General features: G+C 48.2%; 22 protein-coding genes. 1 reads left to right on the top strand and 21 read right to left on the bottom strand.

Annotated elements, in window-relative coordinates:
• Positions 1 to 7: 7 nt before the first annotated feature.
• From rpsH to rpsJ, 16 genes are read right to left on the bottom strand one after another with little or no spacing between them, the layout of a single operon-like run.
• Positions 8 to 406, bottom strand: coding sequence for a 30S ribosomal protein S8 (rpsH, locus tag LACZS1_RS11735; RefSeq protein ID WP_010492608.1), 399 nt, complete (start codon positions 404 to 406; stop codon positions 8 to 10).
• A 25-nt stretch (positions 407 to 431) separates the two neighbouring features.
• Entirely contained in the window at positions 432 to 617 is a 186-nt protein-coding gene (locus LACZS1_RS11740) for a type Z 30S ribosomal protein S14 (RefSeq protein ID WP_306402864.1), read from the bottom strand.
• A 14-nt stretch (positions 618 to 631) separates the two neighbouring features.
• Positions 632 to 1,174, bottom strand: a complete 543-nt coding sequence (gene rplE, locus LACZS1_RS11745) for a 50S ribosomal protein L5 (RefSeq protein WP_003567542.1) — start codon at positions 1,172 to 1,174, stop codon at positions 632 to 634.
• 24 nt (positions 1,175 to 1,198) lie between these two features.
• Positions 1,199 to 1,510, bottom strand: a complete 312-nt coding sequence (rplX, locus tag LACZS1_RS11750; RefSeq protein ID WP_010492612.1) for a 50S ribosomal protein L24 — start codon at positions 1,508 to 1,510, stop codon at positions 1,199 to 1,201.
• Positions 1,511 to 1,539: 29 nt separating this feature from the next.
• Positions 1,540 to 1,908, bottom strand: a complete 369-nt coding sequence (gene rplN, locus LACZS1_RS11755) for a 50S ribosomal protein L14 (protein ID WP_010492614.1) — start codon at positions 1,906 to 1,908, stop codon at positions 1,540 to 1,542.
• A gap of 31 nt (positions 1,909 to 1,939) precedes the next feature.
• Complete coding sequence (rpsQ, locus tag LACZS1_RS11760) at positions 1,940 to 2,203, bottom strand: 30S ribosomal protein S17 (protein WP_005699404.1); 264 nt, start codon at positions 2,201 to 2,203, stop codon at positions 1,940 to 1,942.
• Positions 2,204 to 2,223: 20 nt separating this feature from the next.
• Entirely contained in the window at positions 2,224 to 2,418 is a 195-nt protein-coding gene (gene rpmC / locus LACZS1_RS11765; RefSeq protein ID WP_005686721.1) for a 50S ribosomal protein L29, read from the bottom strand.
• The gene (gene rplP / locus LACZS1_RS11770; protein WP_005686719.1) at positions 2,408 to 2,842 is read right to left on the bottom strand and encodes a 50S ribosomal protein L16; all 435 of its coding nucleotides are present in this window, start codon (positions 2,840 to 2,842) and stop codon (positions 2,408 to 2,410) included. Before rplP ends, rpmC begins: the two co-directional genes overlap by 11 nt.
• A gap of 3 nt (positions 2,843 to 2,845) precedes the next feature.
• On the bottom strand, positions 2,846 to 3,508 hold the full coding sequence (gene rpsC, locus LACZS1_RS11775; protein WP_010492622.1) for a 30S ribosomal protein S3: 663 nt from the start codon (positions 3,506 to 3,508) through the stop codon (positions 2,846 to 2,848).
• 13 nt (positions 3,509 to 3,521) lie between these two features.
• Positions 3,522 to 3,875: a 50S ribosomal protein L22 gene (rplV, locus tag LACZS1_RS11780; RefSeq protein ID WP_003567555.1), complete on the bottom strand. Its 354-nt coding sequence runs from the start codon at positions 3,873 to 3,875 to the stop codon at positions 3,522 to 3,524.
• A gap of 17 nt (positions 3,876 to 3,892) precedes the next feature.
• Complete coding sequence (gene rpsS / locus LACZS1_RS11785; protein ID WP_003567557.1) at positions 3,893 to 4,174, bottom strand: 30S ribosomal protein S19; 282 nt, start codon at positions 4,172 to 4,174, stop codon at positions 3,893 to 3,895.
• Between the two features lie 39 nt (positions 4,175 to 4,213).
• Positions 4,214 to 5,050: a 50S ribosomal protein L2 gene (gene rplB / locus LACZS1_RS11790; protein WP_039639959.1), complete on the bottom strand. Its 837-nt coding sequence runs from the start codon at positions 5,048 to 5,050 to the stop codon at positions 4,214 to 4,216.
• Between the two features lie 28 nt (positions 5,051 to 5,078).
• Positions 5,079 to 5,381 carry a 50S ribosomal protein L23 gene (gene rplW / locus LACZS1_RS11795; protein WP_010492629.1) on the bottom strand — a complete coding sequence of 101 codons (303 nt, stop codon included), beginning with the start codon at positions 5,379 to 5,381 and terminating at the stop codon, positions 5,079 to 5,081.
• Positions 5,381 to 6,004: a 50S ribosomal protein L4 gene (rplD, locus tag LACZS1_RS11800; protein WP_070652019.1), complete on the bottom strand. Its 624-nt coding sequence runs from the start codon at positions 6,002 to 6,004 to the stop codon at positions 5,381 to 5,383. The genes rplW and rplD overlap by 1 nt, the downstream gene beginning before the upstream one ends.
• A gap of 22 nt (positions 6,005 to 6,026) precedes the next feature.
• The gene (gene rplC, locus LACZS1_RS11805; protein ID WP_010492633.1) at positions 6,027 to 6,659 is read right to left on the bottom strand and encodes a 50S ribosomal protein L3; all 633 of its coding nucleotides are present in this window, start codon (positions 6,657 to 6,659) and stop codon (positions 6,027 to 6,029) included.
• Between the two features lie 24 nt (positions 6,660 to 6,683).
• The gene (rpsJ, locus tag LACZS1_RS11810; RefSeq protein ID WP_005686699.1) at positions 6,684 to 6,992 is read right to left on the bottom strand and encodes a 30S ribosomal protein S10; all 309 of its coding nucleotides are present in this window, start codon (positions 6,990 to 6,992) and stop codon (positions 6,684 to 6,686) included.
• A 402-nt stretch (positions 6,993 to 7,394) separates the two neighbouring features.
• On the opposite strand from rpsJ, the gene psiE reads away from it, so the two are divergent.
• Positions 7,395 to 7,832, top strand: a complete 438-nt coding sequence (gene psiE, locus LACZS1_RS11815; RefSeq protein ID WP_047105400.1) for a phosphate-starvation-inducible protein PsiE — start codon at positions 7,395 to 7,397, stop codon at positions 7,830 to 7,832.
• Positions 7,833 to 8,253: 421 nt separating this feature from the next.
• Here the strand turns inward: psiE and LACZS1_RS11820 are convergent, their stop codons facing one another.
• From LACZS1_RS11820 to fusA, 5 genes are all read right to left on the bottom strand, one after another.
• The gene (locus LACZS1_RS11820; RefSeq protein WP_070652018.1) at positions 8,254 to 10,755 is read right to left on the bottom strand and encodes an SEC10/PgrA surface exclusion domain-containing protein; all 2,502 of its coding nucleotides are present in this window, start codon (positions 10,753 to 10,755) and stop codon (positions 8,254 to 8,256) included.
• A 335-nt stretch (positions 10,756 to 11,090) separates the two neighbouring features.
• Positions 11,091 to 11,654: an alkyl hydroperoxide reductase subunit C gene (gene ahpC, locus LACZS1_RS11825; RefSeq protein WP_070652017.1), complete on the bottom strand. Its 564-nt coding sequence runs from the start codon at positions 11,652 to 11,654 to the stop codon at positions 11,091 to 11,093.
• Positions 11,655 to 11,804: 150 nt separating this feature from the next.
• The gene (locus LACZS1_RS11830) at positions 11,805 to 12,851 is read right to left on the bottom strand and encodes a helix-turn-helix transcriptional regulator (protein ID WP_070652016.1); all 1,047 of its coding nucleotides are present in this window, start codon (positions 12,849 to 12,851) and stop codon (positions 11,805 to 11,807) included.
• A 144-nt stretch (positions 12,852 to 12,995) separates the two neighbouring features.
• Positions 12,996 to 13,841 carry a Fic family protein gene (locus tag LACZS1_RS11835; RefSeq protein ID WP_070652015.1) on the bottom strand — a complete coding sequence of 282 codons (846 nt, stop codon included), beginning with the start codon at positions 13,839 to 13,841 and terminating at the stop codon, positions 12,996 to 12,998.
• Positions 13,842 to 14,038: 197 nt separating this feature from the next.
• Positions 14,039 to 16,141 (bottom strand): elongation factor G, encoded by a 2,103-nt coding sequence (fusA, locus tag LACZS1_RS11840; RefSeq protein WP_010492653.1) that lies wholly within the window; start codon positions 16,139 to 16,141, stop codon positions 14,039 to 14,041.
• Positions 16,142 to 16,164 lie beyond the last annotated feature (23 nt).

Consider the following 16,164-nt stretch of genomic DNA (forward strand, 5'->3'; position numbering starts at 1 on the left):
TAATGAATTACCAAACGTAAGCGAGTACTTCGCCGCCGACGTTCTTGGCGCGAGCTTCCTTATCGGTGATAACACCTTCGGAAGTTGAGATAATTGCAATTCCTAAACCATTCAGAACCTTAGGAACAGCATCGCTCTTAACGTATGAGCGCAGACCCGGTTTGGAGATCCGCTTCAAGCCAGAGATAACCCGTTCATTGTTCTTACCATACTTCAAGAAAATGCGGATCATGCCTTGCTTGTCATCATCGATAACTTCGTAGTCACGGATGAACCCTTCACGTTTAAGAATCTCAGAAATGTCTTTCTTCATCTTTGATGCAGGTACGACCAAGGACTCGTGACGCACCATATTAGCGTTACGGATCCGGGTCAAGTAATCTGCGATTGGATCGGTCAAGACCATTGATTTAACCTCCTTTGTCTAGTGATTACCAGCTAGCTTTGCGCATGCCTGGAATTTGGCCGGCATGTGCTAACTCACGAAGGCAAATCCGGCAGAGTTTGAATTTACGATATACGGAATGCGGACGGGCACACCGTTGGCACCGCGTATATTCTTGGACTGCAAATTTTGCAGGCCGATTGTTTTTAGCGATCATTGACTTCTTAGCCAAGTAGCGGACCTCCCTTATTTGGCGAATGGCATCCCGACTTGCGTAAGCAATTCGAGTGCTTCTTCATCAGTATTTGCCGTTGTGACAATAACAACATCCAATCCACGAACCCGATTAACCTTATCGTAATCGATTTCTGGAAAAATCAGTTGTTCCTTAACACCCAACGTATAGTTCCCGCGGCCGTCGAAGGACTTAGGGGAAATACCATGGAAGTCACGCACACGCGGCAGGGAGACATTGATCAGCTTATCTAAGAAATCATACATGCGTTCGCCACGCAGGGTCACCTTTGCGCCGATTGGCATGCCTTCACGCAGACGGAAGCCCGCGATACTCTTCTTGGCCTTGGTGATCAGCGGATGCTGGCCAGAGATCAGTGTCAATTCATCAACAGCTTCATCCAGCAACTTAGCATTCTGGGTTGCATCACCAACACCCATGTTCAACACGATCTTTTCGATCTTAGGTGCCTGCATGGTGCTCTTATAGTTGAACTTGCTTACCAATGCAGGGGCGATTTCTTTGCTATAACGTTCTTCAAGACGATTCTCCATGAAAAAGTTTGTCCTCCTTCCCTATTATTTATCGATTGCGGTGCCAGACTTCTTAGCAATCCGCACTTTGTTGCCATCTTTAACTTCAGAACCGACCCGGGTCGGCTTGTTGGTTTCAGGATCCAGAAGCATCACGTTGGAAACGTGAATAGGTGCTTCTTTATCGATGATACCGCCTTGCGGATTGGCGTTGTTCGGCTTTTGGTGCTTTTTGATCATGTTGATACCTTCAACGACAACTTTATCAGCGTCTTTCAGGACCTTTGTGATCTGGCCTTCTTTGCCGGCATCTTTGCCACGCATAACCCGCACTTTGTCACCAGTTTTGAACTTCATGTATCGCACCTCCTATTTGGTCAGAATGATTAAAGCACTTCGGGCGCTAAGGAGACGATCTTCATGAAATCGCCGTCACGCAATTCACGTGCCACAGGTCCAAAGATACGAGTCCCACGTGGGCTCTTGTCAGCGTTGATGATGACAGCTGCGTTCTCATCGAACTTGATGTAGGAACCGTCGGCACGGTGAGCACCGGACTTGGTCCGAACAATGACAGCCTTAACAACATCAGCCTTCTTGACAACGCCACCTGGTGTTGCTTGTTTTACAGTTGCGACAACGATATCACCGATGTTACCGGTCTTGCGGTATGAGCCGCCAAGTACCTTGATAACAAGGATTTCACGTGCGCCTGAGTTATCTGCTACTTTAAGACGACTTTCTTGCTGAATCACGGATTTGGTCCTCCTTTCATTCTAAAAATGATTAGATGATAACTGCCTTTTCGACAATGTTCAATAAACGGAAACGCTTATTGCGTGATAAAGGACGAGTCTCCGCGATTTGCACAATATCGCCAACTTTAGCGCTATTGTCTTCGTCATGCGCATAAAACTTCTTGGAATACTTAACACGCTTGCCATAAACAGGGTGTGTTTTGTATGTGCTGACTTCCACGGTGATGGTCTTGTCCATTTTATCCGAGACCACGCGGCCTTGATAAACTTTACGAGAATTACGTTCTGCCAAGGTAAATGTCTCCTTTCCGATTATTTATTGAGTTCCTGTTGTCGAAGGACCGTTTTGATCCGTGCAATGTTTTTGCGAACCTGCTTCAAGCGAGCGGTGTTTTCCAATTGGCCAGTCGCCTGTTGGAAGCGCAAGTTGAACAGTTCTTCTTTATATTGCTTCTCTTTGTCGAGCATCTCAGCAGTGGTTAATGCAGTAATTTCTTTAGCCTTCATTTGATTGCCCACCTACTTCCTCGCGTGAAACGATCTTGGTGCGGATTGGGAGTTTGTTGGATGCTAAGCGCAAAGCTTCCTTTGCGACTGCTTCGGATACGCCACCGACTTCAAACATGATCTTCTCACGTTTAACGACTGCAACCCATCCGGTCGGTGCACCTTTACCATTACCCATCCGGACGCCGACACCTTTACTGGTGTAGGACTTGTGAGGGAAAATGCGGATCCATACTTTCCCACCACGCTTCATATAACGGGTCATCGCAACACGCGCTGCTTCGATCTGGCGGTTGGTGATCCAATGGGATTCCAATGCTTCCAAACCATATTCGCCGAAGTCAACGTTCTTGCCGCCCTTGGCTGCACCGCGCATCTTCCCACGGAATTCACGACGATGCTTGACACGCTTAGGTACTAACATTGATTATTTCCCTCCTTTCGCACTATTTTGCTGTGGCTTTTCAGGTAAAATTTCACCACGATTGATCCAGGTTTTGATCCCGATCCGGCCATAAGTGGTTGCTGCTTCTTCCCATGCATAGTCGATATCGGCACGCAAGGTGTGCAGCGGTACTAAGCCTTCGTTGTAATGTTCGCGACGAGCAATGTCGGCACCATTCAAACGACCGGAAGCCTGGGTTTTGATCCCCTTGGCACCTGCCCGCATGGTCCGCTGCATTGCCTGACGCATTGCACGACGGAATGCAATCCGCTGTTCAAGCTGACGAGCGATGTTCTCGCCGACAAGCTTGGCATCCAGATCAGGTTTCTTGATTTCAATGATGTTGATGTGAACTTGACGCCCGGTCAGCTTGTTAAGCTGCTTACGCAAGTTTTCAACTTCAGAACCGCCTTTGCCGATAACCATACCCGGCTTAGCAGTATGAATGGAAATGTTGACGCGCTTTGCGGCACGTTCGATTTCGATACGTGATACGGAAGCTTCTGAAAGCTTCTTATTGATGAAGTTTCGGATTTCAATGTCTTCATGCAAGTAGTCAGCAAAGTCTTTGTCTGCATACCACTTGGCATCCCAGTCACGGATGACACCGACACGGAAACCGGTTGGATTAATCTTTTGACCCACGCGTTATCCCTCCTTATGCTTCTTTTTCGGATACGACCACGGTGACGTGGCTTGTCCGTTTATTGATCGGTGATGCGCTCCCCTTGGCACGAGGACGGAACCGCTTGAGGGTCGGGCCTTCGTTGACATAAGCTTTGCTTACATAAAGGTTTTGTGCATCTAAGTCATAGTTATGTTCTGCATTTGCAATAGCAGATTTGAGCACTTTCTCGATGATCGGTGAACCGGATCGAGGGGTAAACTCAAGAATTGCCAGAGCTTCAGCAACATCGCGACCACGAATCAAGTCGATTACCAAGCGCGCTTTGCGAGCAGCAATCCGAACTGTCTTGGCCGTTGCCGTTGCAGACGTAATTTGATCAGCCATGAATGTTGTGCTCCTTTCTAGCGTGCTGTTGTCTTCTTGTCATCGGTGTTGTGACCGCGGAAGGTACGCGTAGGAACAAACTCGCCCAACTTGTGACCAACCATGTCTTCACTCACGAAAACCGGGACATGTTTGCGACCATCGTAAACGGCGATGGTGTAACCAATGAAACTTGGAAAAATAGTGGAACGACGGGACCATGTACGAATAACGGTCTTCTTGTCGTTATCTGCCTGCGCTTCAATCTTCTTCAGGAGATGAGCGTCGGCAAAAGGTCCTTTTTTAAGACTGCGACCCATTGTGTGACCTCCTTTAATCGATGTAACACATTAATGTGTTTACTTCGTCTTGCGGTGACGAACGATGAACTTCTCGGACTTAGCTTTGTGATCCCGGGTCTTCTTACCCAAGGTCTTCTTGCCCCATGGTGATAATGGTGACGGACGACCGATTGGCGCTTTACCTTCACCACCACCATGCGGGTGATCGTTAGGGTTCATAACAGAACCACGAACCGTCGGACGGAAGCCTAACCAGCGCTTACGGCCAGCTTTACCAATGCTGATCAATTCGTGTTGTTCGTTGCCGACAGCACCGATTGTGGCACGGTTTTCACCCAGAACCAAGCGAACTTCGCCGGAAGCCAACTTGATGGTCACGTACTTGTCGTTGTCTTTACCCAGTAACTGAGCAGAAACACCGGCGGAACGGGCTAGCTGAGCACCTTTACCTGGCTTTAATTCAATGTTATGAATCGTGGTACCTGCCGGGATATTCTTCAACTGCAGCGTATTGCCGACTTTGATATCAACATTTTCGCCGGAGTAAACTTTGTCGCCAACCTTGAGACCTTTTGGTGCCAAGATGTAGGACTTAACCCCGTCTTCATAATGCAGTAAAGCGATGTTTGCGGTCCGGTTTGGATCGTATTCAATGGCTTTAACCGTTGCGGCCATGCCATCTTTATTCCGCTTGAAGTCAATCACACGGTAGAATTGCTTGTGGCCGCCGCCACGATGACGAACCGTGATATGGCCGTGGGCATTACGTCCTGCCGTATGGCTTTGGCTGACCAGCAAAGTCTTTTCAGGCTTTGTCTTGGTGATTTCAGCAAAGTCGGAACCGGACATGTTACGCCGGCCGTTGCTTGTTGGTTTGTATTTTCTAATCGCCACGTGTTTTACCTCCTATAACGAATTTTTGTTACTTGTTATCGTTATCTTCATCAGCGAAGATCTTGATTTCTTTAGAATCGGCGCTCAAGGCAACTAAGGCCTTGCGACGACGACGCGTCATGCCTTCGTAACGGCCCTGACGCTTCTTCTTACCGCGAACGTTAGCAATGTTGACATTGACCACTTTCACGCCGAAGATTTCTTCAACAGCCTTGCGAACCTGTTGCTTCGTTGCATGGAGCGCAACTTCGAATGTGTATTTACGGTTATCCATTTCAGCCATCGATTGCTCGGTGACGATCGGACGTAAAATGATATCGCGTGCTTCCATTATGCAAGCACCTCCTCAATCTTTTGGAGCGCAGATTGGGTTAAGATCAATTTCTTGTAATCAATAGCGTCCAAGACGTTGATACCCTCTGCAGGAACAACTTTCACATTCGGCAGGTTGCGTGCCGCTTTGGCAGCAACTTCATTGCCGTCTTCGAGCACAACCAATGCCTTTTCGTTAACCTTGAGACCGTCTAAAACATTTTGGAATGCCTTAGTCTTTGGTGTGTCAAAGTTCAAGCCATCAACAACGACAAGGTCGCTATCAAGAACCTTCTGTGAAAGTACGGATTTGATCGCCAAACGACGAACCTTCTTAGGCAGCTTGTAAGCATAGCTGCGTGGGGTTGGTCCAAAGACGATCCCACCGCCACGCCATTGCGGACTGCGGATTGAACCTTGGCGGGCACGACCGGTACCCTTTTGGCGCCAAGGCTTGCGACCGCCACCGGAAACAGCGGAACGGTTCTTAACGGCGTGAGTACCTTGACGAAGGGAAGCTCGTTGCATCACGACTGCGTCAAACACGACGTTTTCATTTGGTTCGACTGCCCAGATGGCATCGTTGAGTTCAACTGTGCCGTTTTCTGAGCCATCTTGCTTATATAAAGTAACGTTAGCCATTAGTTATTGTCCTCCCTTCGTATTATTTAGCTGCTTTAACAGCAGAACGGATTGTAACAAAGGACTTGTTTGCCCCTGGGACATTACCTTTGATCAACAGAACATTGTGATCTGTGTCAGCAGCAACGACTTGCAGGTTTTGCATGGTGCGGGTACGATTACCCATCCGGCCAGGCAATTTCTTACCCTTGAAGACCTTGTTGATGATGGCGCCAAGAGAACCTGGACGACGATGGTAACGAGAACCGTGAGCCATAGGACCGCGGGACTGACCATCTTTCTTGATGTTACCTTGATAACCGTGACCTTTGGAAGTACCGGTGACGTCCACAATGTCGCCTGCTGCGAATTCGTCAGCTTTCACTTCGCTGCCGACTTCATAATCACTAAGCGCTACATCGCGGATTTCGCGAACGAAGCGCTTAGGGGTCGTGTCAGCCTTTTTGGCGTGACCGACGCTTGGCTTATTCGTCAAGACTTCACGCATATCGCCGTAGCCCAGCTGAACTGCTTCGTAACCGTCAGATTCAACGGTCTTGACTTGCATTACAACGTTGGGCGTTACGTCGATGACGGTAACGGGAACAAGTTCGCCGTTTTCGGTGAAGACCTGCGTCATGCCAACTTTTTTGCCTAAGATTCCTTTACGTGCCATGGGTACACCTCCTATTTCTATAGATTATAATTTGATTTCGATATCGACGCCGCTTGGCAAGTCGAGCTTCATCAAAGCATCGACTGTCTTCGGTGTTGGGTTCACAATATCGATCAGACGTTTATGTGTCCGCATTTCGAATTGTTCACGTGAATCCTTGTACTTATGCGGGGAACGCAGCACCGTATAGATTGTGCGTTCTGTTGGCAGCGGGATCGGACCTGAAATTGTTGCGCCAGTGCGCTTTGCAGTGTCCACGATCTTGTCTGCGGATTGATCGAGAATCCGGTGTTCATAAGCCTTCAGCCGGATCCGAATCTTTTGTTTTGCCATTGTGTGACCTCCTTCGTCTATTATCAGTTAGTAGACTAGCTCCGTGAAAATTACCAACTCGCTGCCGTGGCAAAGCGGCCGGGCGTGTCGCAACCTCTCACATCCACGCTACTCTGGTTCACCTTTGGAACCAAGTGCACAGTTATCCCCTTCGAGAAACAGCACTCTTGATAGTATACAAAAACATTCATGGCATTACAAGCATTTCTTGTGGTTTGCAGAAAAAACATGCGCGCTACGATCTGTTTCTTCTATAATACAAGTCAATCATTTCATCGGTAAGCTCTTTTGGCTCCGCCAGCACGTAACGTACTGATCTAAGCAAACTTGTTTTCTCACGAAGCCGTCTGTGCTACATTCAATGAAAGTACGTTAATCTCGACAACGGATTGGAGCCCAATCATGAAATTTGACCACTATAAAAAAATTGTCAACGCAGCCTTAGACGTTCTACTCGGCTTGCTTGCTATTGTTGTCGTTGTCTTCATGCTCCGTTACATCATCGATATCGGCAGCATGATCCTCCGGCCGCTTTCAGCCGACCTATTTGGCAAGGTCATTCAGGAAGTCACCAGCTTCTTCATGCTGTTCGAGTTCGTGATCATGCTCATTCGTTACATTGAAGAAGGCCACCACATTCCCATCCGCTACCTTATCCTGATTTCGATGACGGCCATCCTGCGTCAACTGCTGGTTCTTCATGATCGCGGTACGGAAACTTTGTTACTGACGCTCGCCATTCTCGTGCTAGCTGGGGTTCTGACCGTTTTCTCGTATGTCAGTGGCGATTTCAAGCATTCGCGCGATGAAAAAGATGTGGATATTGACCAGCATTTTTAGAGCTTAGTGCTCCTGTTGGCCGTTAATTTTGATCGATCTGCTGAAGAATCTCCCGAAAGTCTTGCTCTATTTAAAAAAGCATGACAGACACGTCAACTAATCTTAGTTGACGGTCTGCCGTGCTTTCTTTTGTTATTCACTTTTCGACAGAACAACGCTGCCATGATTCTTTTCCGTTCGCTGAGAGCCTTATCCCCACGACAAACTTCTCAACAGCTTGTCTTGCATTATGTTGAACGCAAAGCCATCTCTAGAATGATGCAATCCCCAAAACCACATCATCGCGTACGACTCGCACCCAAACATCCGATGTGTTTACCCGACTCATTAAACTAGCCAACCTAACTGATGTATCAATGCCAGTGGCCATCCCCACGATCGTCACTAACAAGATTTTCAATTACCGCAATATTGTCTATCGCTATTTTGCGTGGCGATACTTACGAACACCCGCAAAGCCCAAAACCGCAATGATCAGCGCGCCAGCTTCGGTCAAAACGATACCGCTTTGACTCTCACCTGTTGCTGGGTAAGCATGTTTCCCATACTTTTGGATCATGCGACTAAGTGGTTGCGCGCTGGCAGGCTCCGTCTTGACTAATGGCGTTACTGTTGCAGCTTTAGCGGGGCCGGTAGCAGACTTAGGGGCATTCGAACCTGCCGGCGTAGTAGCAGCTGGGCCCGTGGCGCTGGAGGCAGCTGAGCTATTGGCGCTGGAAGCAGCAGAACTCGATGCACTTGAGGCAGCGGAACTCGCAGCGTTGGAGGTAGCGGAACTGGCTGCGCTAGAGGCCGCTGAACTCGCCGCGCTGGAGGTAGCAGAACTTGAAGCGCTTGAAGCGGCTGAACTGGCTGCACTTGAGGTTGCTGAACTGGCGGCGCTGGAGGCACTGGAGGCACTGGAGCTATTAGCACTAGACGTCGCTGAGCTTGATGCACTTGAATCAGCTGAATTCGCGGCGCTGGAGGTCGCGGAACTGGCAGCACTCGACGCAGTAGAATTATTGGCACTAGATGCCGCAGAACTTGATGAACCGGAAGCAGCCGAGCTTGCTGCGCTAGAAGTAGCGGAACTGGCTGCACTTGATGCACTGGAACTATTAGAGCCGGAGGTTGAAGAACTACCGCCACTTGCTGGCGTGTTCGGTTCTGGGCCTGGATCCAGTTGGGCAACACGTGCCTCAATACTATTGATCAACTCTGCTAATGCAGCATCTTGCTGTGCATTATAATTCCTAATTTTTTGAGGTAAGTTCATCAGTATTACGTCATCATTTGCAATCCTCGCATAAATTACTTTTTGCGCATCAACATAAGCTTGTTGCGCGGATTGATAATCTTTAGCCTGTTGCTGTTGAAGCTTTGCGAGATTGTCTTTTATCTGTTCAATCTTTGTATCTATTTCGTGGTTGTTATCTACTGGAAGTGAGGTATCTTTTTCCGGAACAGTAGCTATATTCTTTCCATCGGCTGAATAGCGAACCCCATTAAAATTGAGAACCCATTCATTATCAGCAATTTTTTGAATGGCAAAACCGCCTGTTACATCACCGTCTTCACCTAGAAGAATCTCTCGGTGTCCCTCGTTGGAATCGCCATCCCAATTCAGCATGCCATTTATATCATCAGCAACAGCCTGCAAAACTTCCACCATTGTCAGTGAACCATTACGCGTCCCTTTATAACCATTGGGATTAGCATTTGCAATACACTCAGAAGCTCCCCCACCATATTGAGCGAATATGCGTTTAATTGCTTCGGCATTATGGTGCATGTCTGTGTCTGTACGCATAGAATCACTACGCTCTTGAACCAGTGCCAAAAAGCTCTCAGTGGAGACCAATGATGCTATGCCAAGCGCCTTACGATAATTGTTAATCAGCATCATAGCATACTGATTAACTTCGGCTTTTTGAGCTGCGCTTAACTGATCGTTTTGAACTGTATCAGAAAGAACCCATGACGGCGTATTCACATCATCCGACATATGTTCCAGATCAGCTTTATCCGAATAGTTATCAAATGGCTTTCTGTCAGCAGGATTTGAAAGGGGATCTAACTTGTCTATACTGTTCACCTGATCATCTGTGAACACTGACAAATTCTGTACTAAGTAACCTCCATTCCAAGTCTTATTTTGCTCATCATTTGGTGATACGATGTTGCTCCAAGCACCTGTACGAGCCACATAATTAAATGTGCCACCATCTCCAACTTGAATATTTGGCGTAACTCTCTGAGAATTCAAATCTTTAATTTCATTAGCAGCAGCTTGGCTTGCTGCAGCGTAACTATTTGCTTGGGCTGCTTTTTTTGCAGCTAAACTAACTGGCCCATCAGATTGAAGTTTTTCAAATTCTGCATCGTCTTTTTCTTTTTGAGCTTCTGCTTGGCTAACAACGTTGTCCCCATAAGCACTTTTAGCCGCTTCTGTTTTAGTTTTCGCATCCGCTTCCTGCTTTGCCGCATCCGCCTTTGCCTGATCATACTTAGCCTTAGCTGCCTTCCACTGCTCATCTGTCATACTTGCCGAAGAAGGTGCTGGTGCATTGGTTTGCACCGCAGCAGTAGCAGCCTTTGCCGCAGCACTGGCCGGTTGTGCAACTTGAACGGAAGTTGTTGATGCCACTTTTTGTCCCGCCGGCGCTGCAGTCTGCGCCGTTGAGACCGTTGCTTCCTGAGCCTGTGCTGCCTGACTTGAAGCAGCTGAAGAAGGTGTTGCGGCGTCAGTCTTATGAACCTCTTTGATTGACTGCACGGTCAACTGCGGCTGTGTTTCCGCTGCCCGGACGGTTTGTGTCTGGGTCACGCCAAAACCACCAATCGCCAACGCAAATGCTGAAGCTACCACCCATTGGCTACCGCGTTTATACATTTTCTTCTTATCATCTACCACATGTTGTGCAAATCGATTGTATAACATTGTGTCCCCTCCAATTCATGTATGTACTCGTGGATCCATGAACAATAAAAATTATACGAAACAATTAGGCGTGTTATACCTAGTGAAGCTTTTCAACCATCATTTTCATGCAAATCCCAGCATGGCAGTAGTCGGGAACTAGCATTTTTTGAGCGTCTCTCCGCTTTTCTCAAGCTGTTACTAGCGACATCCTTTCAAAATTGTTCATTTCAATTTTGTCATTGATAACAGAAAACCTTCTACAAGACAACAAAAAGCCGTTTATGTCGCCAGACACCTCAATTTAGGTGTTGGTGACATAAACGGCTTTTTAACTTAATACAATTAACTGGTGATTAAATCTTCCCTACCAGCGCTGCACCCGGCTTCAATGTCTTTTCGCCTGGTTGCCAGTTTGCGGGGCATACTTGGTCGCCATGGGCTGCAACAAATTGGGCTGCTTGCAAGGTACGGAGAATTTCATTCGCATTGCGGCCGATGCCGAAGTTGTTGACGGAATATGTTTGGATGACGCCATCCGGATCAACGATGAAAGTGCCGCGGAAGGCTTGGCCACTTGCGGCATCGCGTACGTCAAGCGCACTGGCCAAGGTGCCGGCTGGATCGGCAACCATCGGATATTCAACCTTCTTGATGGTCGGACTTGCTTCTGCCCAAGCCATATGCACAAATTCGGTATCTTCAGAGACTGAATAGACTTCAGCACCGACTGATTTGAACTGGTCATAATGATCTTGCAAATCGCCTAATTCGGTTGGGCAAACAAAGGAGAAGTCTGCCGGATAGAAACAGATCACGGCCCACTTGCCGCGCATGTCTTGATCGGTCACCGTGTGGAAATCCCCGTTTTGATAGGCGGTCAAGCTGAACGCCGGTAATTTTTGTCCAATAAAGCTCATAATATTGCCTCCAATGTTAGAATGATTATCATCTACGTATTAAGGATAGCCGTTTGTGAGGCTTTTGACAAGAGCGTTTTGGGCAATGGTGGTCCAAATGGCCAAAAAAATACCGCAACCAGTTTGAACTATCTCACTGGTTGCGGATGGCTACATGTCATCTGATAGGTTGTAATGTGATAAGTCAGAAATCCCATAGCGTTCTTTGAGTGACGTAGCAAAAACCCAAACCACGTAGTCGCGCAGATATTTTGGCGCTAGTATTTTGACCAGTCCGCCTTGGCCTAGCAGCCACATGCGAATACCGAAGCCATCGTTGACTGCAATTTCAATGTGGTAAACTCGCCGCGCGTATGGATTGGCGTTGTCTGGATCCACACGAATCGGCTTGGGGTCGACCTTGGCTTGCGGGAAGCGGTCGGTCACATAAGTCGGGTCATAAGCATATTCGATTTCCAGGTTGATAGGCTTACCCAGATACGGATACCAAGTGTGCACTTGCAGCCGCCCGCCTTGGAACCGGTCATCGTGATTGTGGGTCGGATGATGGCCATAGAATTTCAGGTTGCTGATGGCATCCAAGCGAAACTTGGCAAACTTACCGTGATCGGGGTTTTCAAATTGTTCGTCGCTGCCATCGACGATCAGATAGAAGAACAGGTCGCCGAAGAAGAGCCCTGTCGGCAGTTTATGGTCAAAATGATGCTGCTCACCATGATACGTGAAGTCGAAGCTGATCAGTTCATGATTGACAATCGCCTGGCTGAGTCGCTCCAACCGGTCACTCAACGGCATCTTCGGGACACCGCGATATTCAAAGATCGGATTCCGCATCACTGCAACGCTGCCTTTATGATCGGCACCGGTTGGCATGAGCTGGTGCAACAACGATTTCATCTCATCGGTTGCCAAGCCACGACTAGCCGTCAAAATCAAGCCGACCGCCATTAACTGGCCGTCCGTCAACTTGGTCCCTTGAGCACGCAAGTCCGACTGCAAGCGATAGTGCCCGGCCGGCATTTTGGCAAAGGCATCTGGCTCGTCCAGCTCCCGGTCAAACAGCCGTCTGATTGCGGCAATATCCCGCCGAATGGCTGATTCGTCTTTTCCAAATTCCGCCATCAAATCCTGTTTGGTCAATACATCCCCGCGCAGCAAGCGTAACAAAATCGTGACAATCCGTTCCTGACTCGACACCCAACCTACCTCCAATGCAAAGGTTATTATATAACGTCGAGTATACTATACTGCCGCACAGAGCGGGAGGTGATTTTTGTGGTTGATTATCCGAAACTGGCGGCATCCCTGTCATCGCAAGTCATGAATGCTTGTGATGGTAGCCTAATCATCTTCAAATCGCTTAAAAAAATCTTTCAGTGGGCTCTGACTTTCCGCGGTTTTCGCATCGGCGACATTCTGTTCGTGCAATTTCAAGATGGCGATCCGCTCCTGCAAAGCCTTTTTGACATATGCCGCGACCAGTCGTGCGAATGGTTCCATATCGTGCTTGCTGCGGCTTATCTCCAATGCATCCATGTACGCCGATCGTGCCTTTGGATCCGGCTGAATATTAATTACCGGATAGCCGTGTCGCGTCAAGACCATGTTCATCAACAGGCGTGCGGTTCTGCCATTGCCATCAAAAAACGGGTGAATCGCGACAAACTTGGCATGAAGCTGGGCAGCATACAAAACCGGATGCGACTCTTTTTCAGCTTGCTTCATCCACTGAATCAACGTCGCCATCGCCGGTTTGATTTCGAACGGTTCAAGGTACGGTCGATCTTTTGCCCCACTCGGCCAAACAAGCAGCGTCCGAAACTGACCGGCCTCACTGCGCTGTCTGACTGTTTGCAAGGTTACAATGCGGTTAATATCGCGAATATCCCGTTCACTAATCGGCTCATTGCCAATCGCCAATTTCTCAACAAAATCATATGCTTCACTGAGGTCAAGCGTTTCAAGAATGTCTTTCACTGGTGCGCCATGGATCGTCAACCCGTCATCCAGAATCGACTCGGTTTCCGCCTGACTCAGACTGTTGCCTTCGATCGCATTTGACGACCAGACATGGTCAACTTTAATCTGTTGCCGCAACATTTTAGCCTGGGTGGCATCTAGCGGGCGATATTGTTGCATTTCATCGTGCAATTCTGTCAGTTCGCTCAATATCTCGTCAATATCCATGGTCTCCCTCCTCACAAACATATTTCCCTTCTGAACTGTTAACAAAGTTTACTTTAACGTGGTAGAGAAAATGCTGCTGCTACTCATTCGCTTTTATCATATCAGTCAGCCAACAAAAAAACACGGTAGACATGTCAATCTGATCAGTTGACTGTCTGCCGTGCTTTTATTCAATGTTGACGCTGGGCATTCAAGGATTATTCCTTGGTTGCGACACCGCCGCCATTTTTCTTGATGATTTCTGCTTGGATGCTCTTTGGTACTGGTTCGTAGTGGTCGAAGGTCATGGTAAAGGTACCACGGCCCTGGGTCGCACTACGCAAGGTGGTTGCATAACCGAACATTTCGGCAAGTGGCACCATGGCGTTAACCAATTGAGCATTCCCACGAGCTTCCATACCTTCAACGCGACCGCGACGTGCCGTGATTTGGCCCATCACATCGCCAAGGTATTCTTCAGGTGCAACGACTTCAACGTGCATAATTGGTTCAAGAATAACCGCACCCGCACTCTTTGAAGCGTTCTTCAGCGCCATGGAAGCAGCCACTTTAAAGGCAGCTTCGGAAGAATCGACTTCGTGGTAAGAACCATCGTAAAGCTTGGCTTTAACGTCGATTAATGGATAACCGGCAAGAACACCATTGGCCATGGCTTCTTTCAGACCTTGCTCAACGGCTGGGATATATTCACGCGGAACAACCCCACCGACAATCGCATTTTCGAATTCAAAGCCTTTGCCTTCGTCGTTTGGTGTGAATTGGATCCAAACATCACCATACTGACCTTTACCACCAGACTGACGAACGAACTTACCTTGAGCAGATGCTTCCTTCGTGAAGGTTTCACGATAAGCAACTTGTGGTTCGCCGACTTTGGCAGCCACTTTGAATTCACGCTTCAAACGATCAACCATGATATCCAAGTGCAGTTCGCCCATGCCGGCAATCAAAGTTTCACCGGTTTCAGGGTTGGTTTCCGCCTTGAAGGTCGGATCTTCTTCGGAAAGCTTCTGCAAGCCGACATCAAGCTTGTCTTGGTCTTCCTTGGAATCAGGTTCGATGGAAACCTGGATAACCGGATCCGGAACATCCAAGGATTCAAGAATCAACGGATGATCAACATCAGTTAAGGAATCCCCGGTTGTGGTATTCTTCAAGCCGATCGCCGCAGCAATATCACCGGAGAACACTTCAGGAATTTCTTCACGGTGATTACTGTGCATCTGCAACAGACGGCCGACACGTTCACGGTTGTCCTTAGTTGCATTCAAGACATACGAACCGGCTTCCAGTGTGCCACTGTATACCCGGATGTAGGTCAGACGGCCAACGAACGGATCAGTCGCAACTTTAAAGGCCAAGGCTGCAAACGGCTTGTCGTCGCCTGCTGTTAACTCAACAGCATCCCCGGATTCAGGATCGGTTGCGTGATACGGCCGAACATCCAGCGGTGATGGCAAGTAGTCGATAACGGCATCCAGTAGCATCTGAACACCTTTGTTCTTGAAAGCAGAACCGGCAAGAACCGGGTAGAATTCCAAGTTGATGGTAGCTTTACGAATCGCTGCCTTCAATTCAGCATTGGAAATTTCTTCGCCTTCAAGGTACTTGTCCATGATGCCATCATCAACATCAGCAACGGCTTCAATCAGTTCGTTGTGAGCCTTTTGGGCTGCTTCCTTGTAATCATCAGGAATGTCAACCGTATCCCACTTGGTGCCGAGTTCATCTTCATCATACAAATCGGCCTTCATGTCGATCAGGTCAATGACCCCTTCGAACTTATCTTCAGCACCGATTGGTAATTGAACAGCGTGGGCGTTGGCTTGCAGACGGTCATGCAAAGTCTGCAGGGAATAGTTAAAGTCCGCACCGATCTTATCCATCTTGTTAACGAAAACCAACCGCGGAACGCCGTAAGTTGTCGCTTGACGCCAAACGTTTTCAGTCTGCGGCTCAACACCGGATTGGGCATCCAAAACGGTGATCGCACCATCTAACACACGCAGCGAACGTTCAACTTCAATGGTGAAGTCAACGTGCCCCGGGGTATCGATGATGTTGACCCGGTGATCCTTCCAGAAAGCCGTAGTAGCAGCACTGGTGATGGTGATCCCACGTTCCTGTTCCTGTGGCATCCAGTCCATCTGTGAAGCTCCTTCATGAGTTTCACCGATTTTATGAATTTTACCGGTATAATACAAAATCCGTTCAGTCGTGGTCGTTTTACCGGCATCGATGTGAGCCATGATCCCGATATTACGGGTACGGTCTAACGGAAATTCACGTTTGTTGGCCATGTGGCGTATTGCTCCTCTCTTGT

The sequence above is a fragment of the Lacticaseibacillus zeae subsp. silagei genome, from assembly GCF_030770335.1.
Classification (GTDB): Bacteria; Bacillota; Bacilli; order Lactobacillales; family Lactobacillaceae; genus Lacticaseibacillus; species Lacticaseibacillus zeae.